At 69.5% G+C, this 16,089-nt stretch carries 14 protein-coding genes and 1 rRNA gene; 12 read left to right on the forward strand and 3 right to left on the reverse strand.

What is annotated here, in order from left to right; genetic code table 11:
- Positions 1 to 9: 9 nt before the first annotated feature.
- Entirely contained in the window at positions 10 to 684 is a 675-nt protein-coding gene (locus ACQG07_RS13955; RefSeq protein ID WP_426738559.1) for a hypothetical protein, read from the reverse strand.
- 140 nt (positions 685 to 824) lie between these two features.
- Between ACQG07_RS13955 and ACQG07_RS13960 the strand changes: the two genes are divergently transcribed.
- The 9 genes from ACQG07_RS13960 (at position 825) to ACQG07_RS14000 (ending at position 10,404) form a co-directional block, all read left to right on the forward strand.
- On the forward strand, positions 825 to 2,108 hold the full coding sequence (locus ACQG07_RS13960; RefSeq protein ID WP_426738560.1) for a sensor histidine kinase: 1,284 nt from the start codon (positions 825 to 827) through the stop codon (positions 2,106 to 2,108).
- Positions 2,105 to 2,794, forward strand: a complete 690-nt coding sequence (locus tag ACQG07_RS13965; RefSeq protein WP_426738561.1) for a response regulator — start codon at positions 2,105 to 2,107, stop codon at positions 2,792 to 2,794. The genes ACQG07_RS13960 and ACQG07_RS13965 overlap by 4 nt, the downstream gene beginning before the upstream one ends.
- A gap of 201 nt (positions 2,795 to 2,995) precedes the next feature.
- Positions 2,996 to 4,039 (forward strand): N-acetyl-gamma-glutamyl-phosphate reductase, encoded by a 1,044-nt coding sequence (argC, locus tag ACQG07_RS13970; RefSeq protein WP_426738562.1) that lies wholly within the window; start codon positions 2,996 to 2,998, stop codon positions 4,037 to 4,039.
- Positions 4,036 to 5,205 carry a bifunctional glutamate N-acetyltransferase/amino-acid acetyltransferase ArgJ gene (argJ, locus tag ACQG07_RS13975; RefSeq protein ID WP_426738563.1) on the forward strand — a complete coding sequence of 390 codons (1,170 nt, stop codon included), beginning with the start codon at positions 4,036 to 4,038 and terminating at the stop codon, positions 5,203 to 5,205. The genes argC and argJ overlap by 4 nt, the downstream gene beginning before the upstream one ends.
- Before the next feature lie 2 nt (positions 5,206 to 5,207).
- Positions 5,208 to 6,113: an acetylglutamate kinase gene (argB, locus tag ACQG07_RS13980; RefSeq protein ID WP_426738564.1), complete on the forward strand. Its 906-nt coding sequence runs from the start codon at positions 5,208 to 5,210 to the stop codon at positions 6,111 to 6,113.
- On the forward strand, positions 6,110 to 7,294 hold the full coding sequence (locus ACQG07_RS13985) for an acetylornithine transaminase (protein ID WP_426738565.1): 1,185 nt from the start codon (positions 6,110 to 6,112) through the stop codon (positions 7,292 to 7,294). The genes argB and ACQG07_RS13985 overlap by 4 nt, the downstream gene beginning before the upstream one ends.
- 35 nt (positions 7,295 to 7,329) lie before the next feature.
- Positions 7,330 to 8,271, forward strand: a complete 942-nt coding sequence (argF, locus tag ACQG07_RS13990; RefSeq protein WP_192018608.1) for an ornithine carbamoyltransferase — start codon at positions 7,330 to 7,332, stop codon at positions 8,269 to 8,271.
- A 69-nt stretch (positions 8,272 to 8,340) separates the two neighbouring features.
- Positions 8,341 to 9,771: an argininosuccinate lyase gene (gene argH, locus ACQG07_RS13995; RefSeq protein WP_426738566.1), complete on the forward strand. Its 1,431-nt coding sequence runs from the start codon at positions 8,341 to 8,343 to the stop codon at positions 9,769 to 9,771.
- A 15-nt stretch (positions 9,772 to 9,786) separates the two neighbouring features.
- Positions 9,787 to 10,404 (forward strand): DNA-3-methyladenine glycosylase, encoded by a 618-nt coding sequence (locus ACQG07_RS14000; RefSeq protein ID WP_426738567.1) that lies wholly within the window; start codon positions 9,787 to 9,789, stop codon positions 10,402 to 10,404.
- A 9-nt stretch (positions 10,405 to 10,413) separates the two neighbouring features.
- Here ACQG07_RS14000 and ACQG07_RS14005 read toward each other — a convergent pair whose 3' ends face one another.
- Both ACQG07_RS14005 and ACQG07_RS14010 read right to left on the reverse strand, forming a co-directional pair.
- Positions 10,414 to 11,013 carry a hypothetical protein gene (locus ACQG07_RS14005; protein ID WP_191941328.1) on the reverse strand — a complete coding sequence of 200 codons (600 nt, stop codon included), beginning with the start codon at positions 11,011 to 11,013 and terminating at the stop codon, positions 10,414 to 10,416.
- Complete coding sequence (locus ACQG07_RS14010) at positions 11,010 to 11,642, reverse strand: DNA-binding protein (protein WP_411558473.1); 633 nt, start codon at positions 11,640 to 11,642, stop codon at positions 11,010 to 11,012. The genes ACQG07_RS14005 and ACQG07_RS14010 overlap by 4 nt, the downstream gene beginning before the upstream one ends.
- A gap of 168 nt (positions 11,643 to 11,810) precedes the next feature.
- Here ACQG07_RS14010 and tyrS point away from each other — a divergent pair, with 168 nt between their 5' ends.
- From tyrS to ACQG07_RS14025, 3 genes are all read left to right on the forward strand, one after another.
- On the forward strand, positions 11,811 to 13,121 hold the full coding sequence (tyrS, locus tag ACQG07_RS14015) for a tyrosine--tRNA ligase (RefSeq protein ID WP_426738568.1): 1,311 nt from the start codon (positions 11,811 to 11,813) through the stop codon (positions 13,119 to 13,121).
- Between the two features lie 43 nt (positions 13,122 to 13,164).
- Positions 13,165 to 15,081 (forward strand): PQQ-binding-like beta-propeller repeat protein, encoded by a 1,917-nt coding sequence (locus ACQG07_RS14020; protein WP_426738569.1) that lies wholly within the window; start codon positions 13,165 to 13,167, stop codon positions 15,079 to 15,081.
- Positions 15,082 to 15,682: 601 nt separating this feature from the next.
- Positions 15,683 to 16,089 (forward strand): 16S ribosomal RNA (locus tag ACQG07_RS14025); the annotation flags it as partial.

Consider the following 16,089-nt stretch of genomic DNA (forward strand, 5'->3'; position numbering starts at 1 on the left):
GTCGTCACTCTATCTCAGATATGAGATAGAGCGCCGTTGGGGACGCCCCTGAGATGTCGGAACGGAATCTGAAACCCGCTCCGTGGTGTCAGGCGCGGGCGCGGAACTCCGGAAGAGGACGGCATACACCGGGCCTGCGGCGAACCAGATGCCGGAGATCGCGACGAGCTTGATGATCATGCCCCAGATGACATCCTCGTTCGCGAGGGCGAAGGACGCGGGGACGGTCCAGCCGACCATGGTCTGCATCGCGAGGAGCCCGGCGACCGCGATCGCGACGGCGAGGACCACCCGACGCCACTCCGACCAGGCGGCCCGGACGTACGCGGGCCCGGACTTCGGCTTCGGCCGCGGTGCTGGACCGCCGGCGAACCGGTGTGCGAACCAGACGTCCGCCTTCGTGACGAGCGCGTGGCCGAACGCCACCGTGAAGCCCAGGTAGATGGTCGCGAGGAGGTGCGTGACGTTGGGCTCCTCGCCGGACGCGAGGTCGGTCGCGGTCAGGACCAGGAGGACGAGGTCCACGACCGGTACACTGATCAACATGATCGCGCTGAGCCGGCGTCGCCGGAGGAGGTAGCGGACCGCGAGCCCGCCGAAAAGGAGGATCCAGAACGCGGCCTCCGCGCCGAGGATGGCCCAGATGAGTGGGCTCGTGCCGAAGAGTTCAGTGAAGCTGTCCATGTTCCGATGGTGTCGCGGGGTGATGCCGTGCCACATCGACCGTGCTGCTGATCCTCCGGCGACGGGGTCAGCGGAACTGCGTACGCGGGCTCGTCCCTCCGGCGCTCGCGCCGTGTGGCGCGAGCTGGTGTGATGGAGGTATGGCTGCTCTCGAAGGACCGCGCGCATGGGTGGATCGACACCGCGAGCCGGTCATCACCACGGTGTGCGCGGCCATGGGACTCCTGTTCGCCCTCCTCGGGATCCATGTCCCCTGGGGGACGACCGTGTCGGAACCGCCGCTCCTCCTCACCCTCGTCTTCCTCGCCGCCATCCTGGCGGTGCACCTGCTCCGCCGTCGACGCCCGTTGACCACGCTGGCCGTCGGCGTCCTGATCGCCCTCGCCGAGGCGCTCACCACCGGAGGCAGCGGCCTCGGGATGCTCATCGTCGTGTCCGACCTCGCCTATGCGGCGGCGCTCTACTCGCGGTCCCGGGTCATGGACGTCGCCGCGTTCGCCTGCACCGCGCTCGCCGTCGTGTCCGTCGGTGTCTTCGCGGTGATCTGGTTCACCGACGACGTCGAGGCCGTCACCCGGCTCGGTCGCGGCGTGGTCCTCGGCTCGCTCATCATCGTCCCGGTCATCCTGGCGAGCTCGATCTGGTACGGCAGGATGGTCCGGTACCCCCGTCTCGAGGCCGAACGCCAGCGCGAGCGCGCGGACACGATCGCCCAGGCGGCGGCTGCGCTCCGGCAGGACGCCGTGACCCGTGAACGGCTCGAGCTCAGCCGGGAGCTGCACGACGTCATCGCCGGTCACCTCTCGGCGATCGCGATGCAGTCGGCGGCGGCCCTGGAACGACGGGACGGCACCGACCCGGTGGCGCTGCGGCGCAGCCTCGCACTCGTCCGGACGAGCAGTCTCGACGCGCTCGCCGACATGCGCACCATGATCGACGTGCTCCGCGGTGACCAGTCGGCCGACGACCCGACCCAGGCACCAGACCGACTCACGGCCGAGTCGGTCCGCCGCGCGGTCGAGGTCGCCCGTGCCAACGGACTGGAGGTGGAGGTACGGGCACCGGACGACGCGGCGCTCGCCGAGGTCCCCGCGCAGACCTCGATCGTCGGGCTCCGCACGCTCGTCGAAGGCCTGACGAACACCGCGAAGCACGCACCGGGTGCCTCCGTGCGGGTCGAGGTCTCGCTCCCGCCCGGTGCCCTGTCCGTCACGCTCAGTAACCCGCTGCCGACGGCGACCTCGTCTTCGGTGCTCGCCGGGTCCGGTGGGGTCGGCCTCGTCGGCCTGGCCGAGCGGGCACGGCTGGTCGGAGGCGACCTCGTCGCGGGGCCGGACGGTCCGGACTGGCGGACGGCGCTCACCGTGCCGAGCCCGGTGTCACCGACCACCCCCGCGGTCGTCACCGCAGGAGGGGCGTCATGACCATCACGGTCCTCATCGCGGACGACCATGCCGCCGTCAGAGCGGGTCTGGGAGCGCTGCTCGACGAGCCGGACGACATCCTGGTCATCGCCGAGGCGGCGGACGGGGAGGCCGTCGTCGCGCAAGCCGTGCGACACCGACCGGACGTCGTGTTGCTCGACGTCCAGATGCCGCGTGCCTCCGGGATCGACGCGATCCCGGCCATCCTCGCCGCGGTCACCCCACCGCCGAGCATCATCATGCTCACCACCTTCGCGCTCGACCGGTACGTCGACGAGGCACTGGCGGCCGGGGCGAACGCCTTCCTGGTGAAGACGGTCTCCGCTGCCGGCCTCGTCGATGCGATCCGACGAGTGCACGCGGGCGAGGCGGTGCTCGCCCCTGAGGTGACCCGCCGAGTCCTCGAACGTCTCGCCGCGGCCAGACCCCCGGTCGTGCCGGAGCTGGCGCCGGCGCACCCCGGTCTGGCTACGCTGACACCGCGGGAGCGTGAGGTCCTCGAGCAGTTGCGCGAGGGGCTGAGCAATGCGGGGATCGCGACCGCGCTCGGGCTGTCCGAGGCGACGGCCCGCACGCACGTGTCCCGGATCCTTGTGAAGCTCGACGCACGGTCGCGGGTCCAGGCCGCGCTCATCGCGGAGCGGGCTGCTCCGGGCGCGGATTCGTCGGCATCCTCGTCGTCGTAGTACGCTCTCGACATGGCACGTTTCCAGGCACAGGGTTCTTCGCGGGCGATCACGCTCCGCGCCCTCCGCCGTCCCGTGTCCGCACGCGCTACCGCAGAGCGACGATAGGCGACCCCGGTGCTCGCACGGTCCAGGTGACCGTGCAGTCGTCCAGGAGTCGCCGCCTCCGCCCCTCGAGCGTCCACTCAATAAGGTAGAGCCATGTCCTTCTCTGTAGCGGTGGCCGGAGCATCCGGCTACGCAGGAGGCGAGCTGCTTCGGCTGCTCGCCGACCACCCCGACTTCGACGTCCGGACGGTGACCGCGCACGCGAACGCCGGTCAACCGCTCGTCGACCACCAGCCACACCTCCGATCACTCCGGCATCTCGTCCTCGAGGCGACGACGCCGGAGGTGCTCGCGGGACACGACGTCGTCTTCCTCGCCCTGCCGCACGGCAAGTCGGGAGAGGTCACGGCATCGCTTGCACCGGAGACCCTCGTCGTCGACTGCGGAGCCGACCACCGGCTCGTCGACGAAGCCGACTGGGACGCCTTCTACGGCGGCGACTACTTCGGCGCCTGGGCCTACGGTGTGCCGGAGCTCCAGACGTCCACCGGTCGGGGGCGCGACGCTCTCGTGGGCACCAAGCGGATCGCCGCTCCTGGATGCAACGCGAGCACCGTCGCCCTGTCCCTCGCGCCCGGCATCGCCGCGGGGGTGATCGAGCCGCTCGACCTCGTCTCCGTGCTCGCCGTCGGGCCGTCCGGCGCGGGGAAGAGCCTGAAGGTCAACCTGCTCGCGAGCGAGGTGCTCGGCACGGCCAACCCGTACGCCGTCGGCGGTACCCACCGGCACATCCCCGAGATCACGCAGAGCCTCCGGGCGGCCGGTAGCGATCGCGCGTCCATCTCGTTCACCCCGGTCATCGTCCCGATGTCGCGCGGCATCCTGGCCACCTCGACGGCACGCATCGTCCCGGGCACCACCGCGGCGGCGGTCCGCGAGGCCTGGGAGACGGCCTACGCCGACGAGCCGTTCGTCCAGGTGCTCCCCGAGGGCTCGTTCCCCCGGACGGCCGACGTCCTCGGCGCCAACACCGCGCTGATCGGACTCGCCGTCGACGAGACGGTGGGACGGGTCGTCGTCGTGACCGCCGTCGACAACCTCGTGAAGGGGACCGCCGGCGCGGCGATCCAATCGGCGAACATCGCGCTCGGGCTCCCCGAGACGACCGGCTTGAGTGTGAATGGAGTGGCACCGTGAGTGTGACAGCAGCAGCAGGGTTCCTCGCGGCGGGCGTCGCCTGTGGCCTCAAGACCTCCGGGGGCCTCGACCTCGCGGTGGTCCACAACGTCGGTCCGCTGCAGCACGCGGCGACGGTGTTCACGAGCAACCGGTGCAAGGCCAACCCGATCCTCTGGAGCGAGCAGGTCATGCAGGACGGCATCGTCTCGGCGATCGTCCTGAACTCCGGCGGCGCGAACTGCTACACGGGGACGCGCGGTTTCCAGACGACGCACGCGACCGCGGAGGCCGTCGCAGAGCGACTCGCGATCTCGGCCGGCGACGTCCTCGTCTGCTCCACGGGGCTCATCGGCGAACAGCTCGACCTCGACAAGCTGACCGCGGGCGTCTGGGACGCCACCCGCGCGGTCGCCGACGAGGACGGTGCGAGCGAAGCGGCCGGCCTCGCCGCGGCGACCGCGATCATGACGACCGACACGAAGCCGAAACAGGCCGATCGGAGCGCGGACGGATGGACCGTCGGCGGCATGGCGAAGGGTGCGGGCATGCTCGCCCCCGGGCTCGCGACGATGCTCGTCGTCATCACGACCGACGCTGTGCTCGAGCCGGCGCAGCTCGACCAGGCGCTCCGCAGCGCGACCCGTGTCACCTTCGACCGCCTCGACTCCGACGGCTGCATGTCCACCAACGACACGGTGTCGCTCCTCGCGTCCGGGTCGAGCGGCGTCACCCCGGAGCTGTCCGCCTTCACCGAGGCGCTGACGGAGGTGTGCCGCGACCTCACCCTGCAATTGCAAGCCGATGCCGAGGGCGCGGCCCACGACGTCGCGATCGAGGTCGTCGGCGCGGTGTCCGAGGACGACGCGGTCGAGGTCGCCCGCGCGGTCTCCCGCAGCAACCTCTTCAAGGCGGCCATCTTCGGCAACGACCCGAACTGGGGCCGGGTGCTCGCGGCCGTCGGGACCACGGGCGCCGAGTTCGACCCGTACGGGATCGACGTGGCCATGAACGGCGTCCAGGTGTGCACCGCCGGCGAGCCGGATCAGTCGCGCGACCTCGTCGACCTCTCACCGCGCGCCGTGCACGTGCTCATCGACCTCCACGCCGGTGACACGGGAGCCACCATCTGGACGAACGACCTCACGCACGACTACGTGCACGAGAACAGCGCGTACGCGAGCTGATGATGACCCAGTATCGAGACAACTCTCCCGAGGAGGCGGCGATCAAGGCCGCCACCCTCATCGAGTCGCTTCCCTGGCTGAAGACCTTCCGCGACCAGACGATCGTCGTCAAGTTCGGCGGCAACGCGATGGTGAGCGACGAGCTCGCGCAGGCGTTCGCGGAGGACATGGTCTACCTGCGCTACGCGGGGCTCAAGCCCGTCGTCGTGCACGGTGGCGGCCCGCAGATCTCCGCGATGCTCGAGCGGCTCGACATCCACAGCGAGTTCCGCGGCGGGTACCGGGTCACGACGCCCGAGGCCATGGAGGTCGTCCGCATGGTCCTCACCGGTCAGGTCAACCCCGAGCTCGTGGGGCGGATCAACGAACACGGCCCGCTCGCCGCAGGACTGTCCGGCGAGGACGCGGGCCTGTTCGGCGGGCGTCGTCGCTCGATCGTCGTCGACGGTGAGACCGTGGACATCGGGCTCGTCGGCGACGTCGTCAGCGTCGACCCCACCTCGGTGCAGGCCTACCTCGACGCCGGCAACATCCCGGTGGTCTCCTCGATCGCCCCCGACCTCGACCAGCCCGGCCAGACGCTCAACGTGAACGCCGATGCGGCCGCCGCGGCGCTCGCCGTGGCACTCGGTGCCGCGAAGCTCGTCATCCTGACCGATGTCGCCGGGCTGTACAGCGACTGGCCCAACCGCGACTCGCTCGTCTCGCAGATCACGACGAGTGAGCTCCGAGCCATGCTGCCCTCGCTCGAATCGGGCATGATCCCGAAGATGACCGCCTGCCTCGACGCCGTCGACGGCGGGGTCGCCAAGGCTGCCATCATCGACGGCCGCGTACCCCATTCCATCCTGCTCGAGGTGTTCACCCAGAACGGCTCAGGCACCGAGGTCGTCCCGGAGGACTCATGAGCGACTGGAAGAGCCGCGTCGACCGCGACATGATGCGCACGTTCAACACGCCGATCGCGATGCTGACGCGCGGTGAGGGATGCCATGTCTGGGACGCCGAGGGCAACCGCTACCTCGACTTCCTCGCGGGCATCGCGGTGAACGCACTGGGACATGCCCATCCGGCGTTCGTCGGTGCGATCACGCGACAGGCGAGCACGCTCGCGCACGTCTCCAACTACTTCTCGAGTCCGCCGCAGCTCGAGCTCGCGGCCCGGCTGAAGCGTCTCGCCGGAGCGGACGAGGGCGGTCGGGTGTACTTCGCGAACTCCGGTGCCGAGGCGAACGAGGCGGCGTTCAAGCTCGCCCGACTCAACCACGGCGACGGATCGCGGACCCGGGTCCTCACCCTGGAGAACTCCTTCCACGGGCGGACCTTCGGCGCGCTCGCCCTGACCGGCAAGCCCGCCCTGCAGGAGGGGTTCCACCCGCTCCCGGGCGGCGTCGAGCACATCCCGACCACGATCGAGGCACTCGAGGCGGCGATCGACGACCGGGTCGCCGCGCTGATCCTCGAACCGATCAAGGGCGAAGCCGGCGTCATCGACCTGCCGGAGGGCTACCTCGCCCGTGCCAGGGCACTCACCGAGGCGCACGGCGTGCTGCTCATCATCGACGAGATCCAGACCGGGGCCGGTCGGACGGGGGAGTGGTTCGCGTTCCAGCGGGACGGCATCGTCCCGGACGCGATCACCGTCGCCAAGGGGATCGGCGGTGGCATGCCGATCGGCGCCCTCATCACCTTCGGCGCCGCCTCCGAGCTGTTCGGACCCGGCCAGCACGGCAGCACCTTCGGCGGCAACCCGCTCGCGACCGCGACGGCGAACGCGGTGCTCGAGGAGATCGAGCACGCCGGTCTCGTGCAGAACGCCGCTGCGCGCGGTGAGCAGTTGCGGGCCGTCATCACCGCCATCGGTTCCCCGCTCGTCGAGGAGGTCCGCGGACACGGGCTGCTCATCGGCATCGGCTTGAGCGCCCCGGTGGCGGCCGAGCTGTCGGCCGCGGCGTTCGACCGAGGGCTCATCATCAACGCCCCGAACGCGACGAGCATCCGGATCGCGCCGCCGCTCATCATCGGCGACGCCGAGATCGACGAGTTCACCTCCCTCTTCCGCGCGGCGCTCGACGCCGTCCGGGCCTGACCGGCCATCGACCCACACGAACAGGACCACCAGCCATGACCCGTCACTTCCTCCGCGACGACGACCTCAGCCCGGCCGAGCAGGCCGAGATCCTCGACCTCGCCACCGAGCTGAAGCGCGACCGCTGGTCGCGCAAGCCGCTCGAAGGCCCGCAGACCGTCGCGGTCATCTTCGACAAGTCCTCGACTCGGACACGCGTCTCCTTCGCCGTGGGGATCGCCGACCTCGGCGGATCACCGCTCATCATCTCGACGGCCAACAGCCAGCTCGGCGGCAAGGAGACGGCCGCCGACACCGCTCGTGTCCTCGAACGTCAGGTCGCGGCGATCGTCTGGCGGACCTACGCCCAGTCCGGTCTCGAGGAGATCTCGGCCGGGACGACGGTGCCCGTCGTCAACGCGCTGTCCGACGACTTCCACCCCTGTCAGCTCCTCGCCGACCTCCTCACGATCCGCGAGCACAAGGGCGAACTGGCCGGTCTGACGATGTCGTTCTTCGGCGACGGTGCGAGCAACATGGCCCACTCCTACCTGTTGGCCGGCGCGACGGCGGGGATGCATGTCCGCATCGCCGCCCCGGCCGAGTTCGCCCCGGCTGCGGACGTCGTCGCCGACGCGGAGCGCATCGCCGCGACGACGGGCGGCTCCGTGCTCGTGACCACCGACCCCGACGCGGCGGCGGCGGATGCCGACGTCATGATCACCGACACCTGGGTGTCGATGGGCAAGGAGGACGAGAAGGCGCAACGCGTCGCCATCTTCGGCGGCTACCGCGTCGACCGCAGGCTCATGGGGCTCGCAGCGTCCGACGCCGTCTTCATGCACTGCCTGCCCGCCGATCGCGGCTTCGAGGTCGAGGCCGAGGTCATCGACGGTGCGCAGAGCATCATCTGGGACGAGGCGGAGAACCGCCTCCACGCGCAGAAGGCCCTGCTCGTGTGGCTGCTCGAGCAGCAGCACGCCGGCTCCGCGGCCTGACCCTTCCCCGGCTGCGGCCGACCGACCAGTCCGGAGCACTCCGGACGTCAGCAGTACAGGAGGCCCATCGTGGCAGATCAGCAGAACCGAGCAGGCGAATCCGGGGCCCTCTGGGGTGGACGCTTCGCGAGCGGACCGTCGCCGGAACTCGCCCGTCTGAGCAAGTCCACACAGTTCGACTGGGTCCTCGCCGCATACGACATCGCGGGCTCCCGTGCCCACGCCAAGGCGCTCGCGTCGGCGGGGTATCTCGACGAGGACGAGCTTCGCGGGATGCTCGCCGCCCTCGACGTCCTGGACGCCGACGTGGCCGACGGGACGTTCGTCGCGGCGGAGGGCGATGAGGACGTCCACTCGGCGCTGGAACGCGGGCTCGTCGAACGGGCCGGCAAGGAACTCGGTGGGAAGCTGCGCGCCGGACGAAGCCGGAACGACCAGATCGCGACGCTCGTGCGCCTCTACCTCATCGATCACGGACGGGTGATCGCCCGCGACGTCATCCACCTGATCGACGCGATCGTCTCCCAGGCCGAAGCACACCCGGACGCGGTGATGCCCGGCCGCACGCACCTGCAGCACGCCCAGCCGGTGTTGCTCGCCCACCAGCTGCTCGCGCACGCCTGGCCGCTCACCCGCGACCTGGAACGGCTCCGCGACTGGCTCGCCCGGGCGAGCGCCTCGCCGTACGGTTCCGGAGCGCTCGCCGGCAGTTCCCTCGGTCTCGACCCGGTGCTCGTCGCGCACGAGCTCGGGCTCGACCGGCCGACCGAGAACTCGATCGACGCCACCGCCAGCCGCGACGTGGTCGCCGAGTTCGCGTTCATCACCTCGCTGATCGGGATCAACCTGTCCCGGTTCGCCGAGGAGATCATCGTCTGGAACACCCGCGAGTTCGGGTTCGTGACCCTCGACGACGCCTACTCGACCGGCTCGAGCATCATGCCGCAGAAGAAGAACCCCGACATCGCCGAGCTCGCCCGCGGGAAGTCCGGGCGACTCATCGGGAACCTGACCGGGTTGCTGGCGACGCTGAAGGCGCTGCCGCTCGCGTACAACCGCGACCTGCAGGAGGACAAGGAGCCGGTGTTCGACTCCGTGAACCAGCTCGAGGTGTTACTGCCGGCGTTCACCGGGATGGTGGCGACGCTCTGCTTCGACACGGCACGGCTGCGCGAGCTCGCACCGGAGGGGTTCTCCCTCGCGACGGACGTCGCCGAGTGGCTTGTCAAGCAGGGTGTCGCCTTCCGCGACGCTCACGAGATCAGCGGCGAGCTCGTGCGGTACTGCGAGGAGCGCGGCCTTGCACTCGACGAACCCGACGACGCCGCACTGGCGGGTGTCTCGGAACATCTCACGCCGGCCGTGCGGAGCGTCCTGACCGTCGACGGCTCGATCGGTAGCCGACTCGGCGCCGGTGGGACTGCGCCGGAGCGGGTCCAGGACCAGCTCGTGACGCTCGTCGGGCGGGTGGGCGCGCTGTCGCAGGCCCTCTCGCTCTAGACGGGGCGGGGTCCGATGACGACGGCCGGTCCGCTGCGGGCGCTGACCTCGGGATCGGCCGTCGAGGTCGCGCCCGCGCTGCTCGGAGCGGTGCTGTCCCACACGACGCCCGAGGGCACCGTGTCGGTCCGTCTCACCGAGGTCGAGGCCTACCTCGGGGTCGGCGAGGATCCCGGATCCCATGCGCACCGTGGTCCGACCCCGCGCACGAGTCCGATGTTCGGTCCGCCCGGGCATCTGTACGCGTACTTCAGCTACGGCATGCACGTCTGCATCAACGTCGTGTGCTCACCGGTCGGCACGGCGTCGGCCGTCCTCCTGCGCGCCGGCGAGGTCGTCGCGGGCCTGGAGCTCGCGCGGCTGCGACGCGGTGAACGGGTGCCGGATCGCGACCTGGCCAGAGGACCGGCGCGGCTCACCGTGGCGCTCGGGATCGCGCTCGACCAGTCGGGTGACGACCTCGCCGAGCCGCCCTTCGACCTGCTCCTGCCCGAGCGCCCGCTCGCCTCGGCGACCGGTCCGCGGACGGGCGTCAGCGGGGTCGGTGGGGGAGCCGCCTACCCGTGGCGGTTCGTGCTCCCGGGCGAGACGACCGTCTCGCCCTACCGCCGCTCGCCCAGGGCCGTGGACTGACCCGCCGGCTCAGCCTCGCGCGAGCAGCAGGATCGACGCCACCCCGGCAGCCCAGAGGAGGCTGGCCAGCGAGCCGATGATGAACCGCTCGCGCGCCTCGGCCGAGTCGAGTTCGGTGAAGCGTCCGACACCCTTCACCGCGACGATGACCGCGATCGCCTCCGGATAGCCGGAGAACAACGCGGCGACGAGGGCGAGCCGTTCCAGGATCCCGATCGCGGTCCCGCCGCGCAGCACTTCGATCGGACGTCCGACGACCTGCGAGGCGCTCGGGTTCCGGTGCTCCACGAGGATGCCGCCGTGGATCCCGGGGGCGACGCTGCCCTTCGTCGCGAGGGCGAGGACGAAGGAGGCGATCGGACCACCGCCGGCGACCGCGACGGCGAGGACGAAGACGCCGAGGAGCACGAGTGCCGGACCGGTCGGCGGAACCGAGGGGACGAGCGCGACCAGGAGGGCCCCGATCACCATGAGGGCAGCCGCCACGACCATGAGACGATCCGCGAGACGCGCGCTCAGCACCCGGGCCAGCAGGAGGAAGACGAGCGCGCTTCCGAGGAGGCCGATGACGGTCGGCCAGGTGATGGGCGTGAGCGTGACGAGGTTCATCGCTCGTCCTTTCGGTCGTCGGGGTGGTGCACGGAGGCGTCCTGGTCGAGCTTCGCCAGGAGGCGGATGAGCGCGGTGGTCGCCGCGGCTTCGGCTCGGACTCCGGCGGCCGCGACCCGGCGACTGACCGAACTCTCGGTGATGCCGAGTCGTGCCGCGGCCTCGGACTGGGTCACGCCGGCCGCGAGCAGGTCTGCGACCTCCCATCCGCCGGCGGTCCGCCGGTCGCGGAGGTGGAGGAGGAGTACGATGAGCGCTTCGACGTCGGCGCCGCCCTGCTGGTCGGCCGCCTCGAGCGCGAACCGGAAGGGCGCCCGCTTGGCCCGCGTGACGGCCTCCCGCGCGGCGTAGAAGGCCTGACCGGTCGCGGCTCGGGTTGAATCGGGGAGCGGACGCCGGACGTCGCCTTGTCCGATGCCCACGCTCCAGCCGCGATCGCGGAGGAGGTCGAGGGCGATGGCGAGCGCGACTTCGGCATCCTCGGTGGCGAGCTGGAACTCGTCGCCCGCCGTGCGTTCGGCCTGGAGGAGCAGGCTCTCCGAGAACCGTTCGTTGATCGACTCGATGACACCGGCGGCGCGATCAGGGCCGGTCCGGCTCGCGATCTGATCGACGGTCAGCACGTACACGGCTCTCCTCTCGGCGGTGGGTCGGCTCGATCACCCTAGTCGCAACGTGCAGGTATTTCCACAACTCTGACGAATGAGAGGAATTCCTGCACGTCGTGGTCGCCGCGATCGCGCCGGTGCCGATGCGCCCGATCCAGCAGCCGATGCCGCGCTGATAGCCTTGCAAGCGTGTCGAACCTCGCTCTTCCTGACCAGCGCAACGATCCGACCTTCGAGGACGTCTGGGACGAACTCGTCTGGCGCGGGCTCGTCCACGTGTCGACGGATCAGCAGGAGCTGAAGCGTCTGCTCGGTGGAGCGCCGATCACCTACTACTGCGGGTTCGACCCGACGGCTGCGAGCCTCCACCTGGGCAACCTGGTCCAGCTGCTCGTCATGCGTCGGCTGCAGCTGGCCGGACACCGCCCGCTCGGGCTCGTCGGCGGTTCGACCGGCCTCATCGGCGACCCACGACCGACCGCCGAGCGCACGCTGAACACGCCGGACACCGTCGCCGAGTGGGTGCAATCGCTCCGCGCGCAGATCGAACGCTTCCTCAGCTTCGACGGCGACAACGCCGCGCGCATGGTCAACAACCTCGACTGGACCGCACCGCTCTCCGCGATCGACTTCCTCCGGGAGATCGGCAAGCACTACCGCGTCGGCACGATGCTGAAGAAGGACGCGGTCAGTGCCCGCCTCAACTCGGAGGCGGGGATCAGCTACACCGAGTTCAGTTACCAGATCCTCCAGGGGATGGACTACCTCGAGCTGTACCGCGAATACGGCTGCGTCCTGCAGACCGGCGGGAGCGACCAGTGGGGCAACCTCACGAGCGGCACCGACCTCATCCACCGGGTCGAGCGGGCGACCGTCCACGCGATCGGGACCCCGCTGATCACGAACTCGGACGGCACGAAGTTCGGGAAGAGCGAAGGCAACGCGGTCTGGCTCGACCCGAGCATGACGAGCCCGTACGCGTTCTACCAGTTCTGGGTCAACACCGACGATGCGGACGTCATCGCCCGGCTGAAGGTGTTCACGTTCCTCAATCGGGTGGAGATCGAGCGACTGGCGGCCGCGACCGAGTCGGAACCGTTCAAGCGGGAGGCGCAGAAGACCCTCGCCTACGCCGTCACCGCGCTCGTCCACGGCGTCGCCGCGACGGATGCGGCCATCGCCGCGTCGGCCGCGCTCTTCGGTCAGGGCGATCTGGACGCACTCGACGCGGACACGCTGCGGTCGGCCGTCACGGAGTTGCCGAACGCCCGGGTGGCCGCGGAGACGCTCGTCATCCAGGCGCTCGTCGACACGGAGCTGTGCTCGAGCCTCGGTGAGGCTCGACGCGCGGTCGCCCAGGGAGGCGTCTCGGTGAACAACCGCAAGATCGACGACGTCGACGCGACCCTGGACGACCGGTTCCTGACGGGCGGGGTGGCCGTGCTGCGCCGCGGCAAGCGCACCCTCGCCGGGCTGTTCCTCGACGGAGCACCCGCCTGATCCGCCGACGACGGCATCGTCGTCGTCACCGAACCTGAAGGGGATGCTCCGAGTGCAGCTCTGCGAGGCGTGCGGGACCGAGATCGTCGACCGTCGCGACGGTGTGTGCCCGAGTTGTGGAGCCATGCTGCCGCTGCGCACGGGCGAGCTGTCGACGGTGGAGACCCTGGCCGAGGCCGAGGCCGAGGCGGCAGAGCCGGAGCCCGTGGACGAATCGGCGGACGAGCCCGAGTCGGAGTCGACGGACGACCGGCCAACGCCGGCCGACGACGGCGACCTCGTCGAGACCGATGCACCCCACGTCGAGACCGATGCCCCCGCGGGTGAAGCCGATCGGCTGCCGTCGCCGGACGTCGACACCACTGAGCCCACGCCCGCCAATACCGCGACGTCGATCCCGGCGATCGCCGTGCCGACACCGGTTCCAGATGCTGAGTCCACCAACCCGGCCCCGGCGTCGGCTCTGCATGCGGCGACAGCCGTTGCGGCCGGGCCGGCTTCGGCAAGCGCCGCGGGGGAGGCACCGGGGGAACAGACCGCGACCGCGACCGCGCCCCGCGCCCTCTGGCACCCTGATTCGTTGCCCACCACGGCCAAGCGGACCCCCTCGCGCCGACGATGGTTCCTCCTCGGCGGACTCGCACTCGCCGTGGTCGCTGCGATCGTCGCGGTCGTGCTCATCGTGGTCGCGGCCGTTCCCCACCGCGTCGAGGGGCTCGCGCTCCTCCGCGACCTCCCGACGAAGCCGACCGTCGGAACATGGGAACTCGCGCATCCGCTGGACGACGAGGTGGCCGCGGGCGACGAGCTCTACCTGAACGGGTACACCGCGAGCCCCAACACTGCGCTGCTCGTGTGGTCGACCGACCGGCCACTGGATCAGACGGCCCTCGACGACGCTCCGGGCGAGACGGTGGTCTCCCTGGTGAACACGGCGAACGGCCACACCCTCTGGGACCGTCGCGTCACCGAGCTCTCTCCGGAGTTCGACCGCTTCGACGCACCGGTGGTCGTCTCCCCACCCGATGCGGCCGCGATCGTGCTGAGTCAGGGCGACCTCATGGTGGCCGTGAGCCGTCGCGACGGGCACGTGGTGTCCACCTCGCAAGAGCACTCGAGTGTCGAGGGGATCGGCTTCGCCGACTTCGCCGCGCCGGCGGCGTTCGTCCCGGGTCTCGAGGGTGACCTGCTCATCTCGTCGACCACGGCCGACGGCACCGGGACGGTCGGCCGCTACCGGTCGACGGACCTGACCGACCCGGTCTGGGAGGTCAGCGGTGACGCCGGCGAGCGGGCGACCACCGCGGGCGACAAGCTCTTCTACGACGGTGCGGTCTACTCGCTCGACGACGGATCGACCATCGACTGGCAGGGCGACCTCTCCTGGTACTACCAGCAGGTGGGCGGCGATCTCGTCGCGATCGACTACTCCGGCAACGACACCACGATCCGCGGGGTGGACGACCGCACCGGCGCCGAGCGCTGGAAGGCGACCGGGGCGCTGCCGGTGGTGCTCGACGCGAGCGGGCTGTTGGTCGTCGCCGACCAGTCGGGGGAGCGGGTCCGCCGCCTCGACCCGCGATCCGGCGAGGTCGAGTGGCGCAGCGGACTGACGAGCACCTGGGACGGCGCCTACACCGTGGGCGACACGATCATGCTCGGTGACGGCGAAGGCGGATACACCGGGGTCGGCGCTCGCGACGGTGAGATCCGATACGAGGAGCAGGACGCCGAGGGCAGCCTCGTCGGATACAGCGATCGGGCCCTCCTGCTCACGCTCGACGGCACGCTCGTCGGGATCGACGCGACCACGGGCGAGCGCAGTTGGTCGGTCGACTCCGCCGGAGACGAGTACTCGTTCACCGCCTGGGGCGGAAGCCCACTCGCCGTCGCGACGGTCGTCGCGGCCGGTTCCGGCTCAGCGGCCGTCCTCGGCATCGGTGACGCTGATCGGGACTGAAGCGCGTGGATCCGGGCGACACGCCCGGGATGCAGCGATGATTTGCCAGCCCCTGGCGGTCTGCGTAAAGTAATCACTCGTCACCCCAAAGGTGCGGGAAGCGGAAGAGCTTCCCGGCCTCAAGTGGGACTGATACCCAGCCAGAAGCCGAGCATCTCCACGTGAGTCAAACTCACACTTGAGATCGTCTCACTTCAAGACTAGGTTGGAACTTCCCAGCTCTCGGGTCATCGAAGCGGTGAGGATCAGACGGACTCCGGTCCACTCAGATCAGCTCCTGGTTCGACTTGACAAGAACCGAAGAAGTGGTAAGTTAGAGAAGTTGCCCTGCAGGGCGGTCGTGATGGCCAAAGGCAGGAGCATCCGATCCTTGAGAACTCAACAGCGTGCACAATGTCAAATGCCAAAAACCTCGTGCAATTGATGCCTTCCTTTTCGGTTGGTTGATGTTGTAAGAGATTCCTTTGGAAAACATTTAAACAAAACAAAGCAAGTCAGTAATGATTTGTTCTGTCAGTTTCAAACTTGCATCGTGTTCACCTATTCCGGTGGCATGGTGCGCGAAATGTGCCGGCTGCTTCGGTGGTCGTGCAATTCAACATTTACGGAGAGTTTGATCCTGGCTCAGGACGAACGCTGGCGGCGTGCTTAACACATGCAAGTCGAACGATGAAGCCCAGCTTGCTGGGTGGATTAGTGGCGAACGGGTGAGTAACACGTGAGTAACCTGCCCTTGACTCTGGGATAAGCGTTGGAAACGACGTCTAATACCGGATACGAGCTTCCACCGCATGGTGAGTTGCTGGAAAGAATTTTGGTCAAGGATGGACTCGCGGCCTATCAGCTTGTTGGTGAGGTAATGGCTCACCAAGGCGACGACGGGTAGCCGGCCTGAGAGGGTGACCGGCCACACTGGGACTGAGACACGGCCCAGACTCCTACGGGAGGCAGCAGTGGGGAATATTGCACAATGGGCGAAAGCCTGATGCAGCAACGCCGCGTGAGGGA

The organism is Plantibacter sp. 2H11-2, from assembly GCF_050031945.1.
GTDB classification, from domain to species: Bacteria; Actinomycetota; Actinomycetes; order Actinomycetales; family Microbacteriaceae; genus Plantibacter; species Plantibacter auratus.

What these genes read in the sequence shown, in the direction of transcription:
- ACQG07_RS13955 (WP_426738559.1), bottom strand. Translation starts at nt 684, where the DNA reads ATGGACAGCTTCACTGAACTCTTCGGCACGAGCCCACTCATCTGGGCC.
- ACQG07_RS13960 (WP_426738560.1), top strand. Translation starts at nt 825, where the DNA reads ATGGCTGCTCTCGAAGGACCGCGCGCATGGGTGGATCGACACCGCGAG.
- ACQG07_RS13965 (WP_426738561.1), top strand. Translation starts at nt 2,105, where the DNA reads ATGACCATCACGGTCCTCATCGCGGACGACCATGCCGCCGTCAGAGCG.
- argC (WP_426738562.1), top strand. Translation starts at nt 2,996, where the DNA reads ATGTCCTTCTCTGTAGCGGTGGCCGGAGCATCCGGCTACGCAGGAGGC.
- argB (WP_426738564.1), top strand. Translation starts at nt 5,208, where the DNA reads ATGACCCAGTATCGAGACAACTCTCCCGAGGAGGCGGCGATCAAGGCC.
- ACQG07_RS13985 (WP_426738565.1), top strand. Translation starts at nt 6,110, where the DNA reads ATGAGCGACTGGAAGAGCCGCGTCGACCGCGACATGATGCGCACGTTC.
- argF (WP_192018608.1), top strand. Translation starts at nt 7,330, where the DNA reads ATGACCCGTCACTTCCTCCGCGACGACGACCTCAGCCCGGCCGAGCAG.
- ACQG07_RS14000 (WP_426738567.1), top strand. Translation starts at nt 9,787, where the DNA reads ATGACGACGGCCGGTCCGCTGCGGGCGCTGACCTCGGGATCGGCCGTC.
- ACQG07_RS14005 (WP_191941328.1), bottom strand. Translation starts at nt 11,013, where the DNA reads ATGAACCTCGTCACGCTCACGCCCATCACCTGGCCGACCGTCATCGGC.
- ACQG07_RS14020 (WP_426738569.1), top strand. Translation starts at nt 13,165, where the DNA reads ATGCTCCGAGTGCAGCTCTGCGAGGCGTGCGGGACCGAGATCGTCGAC.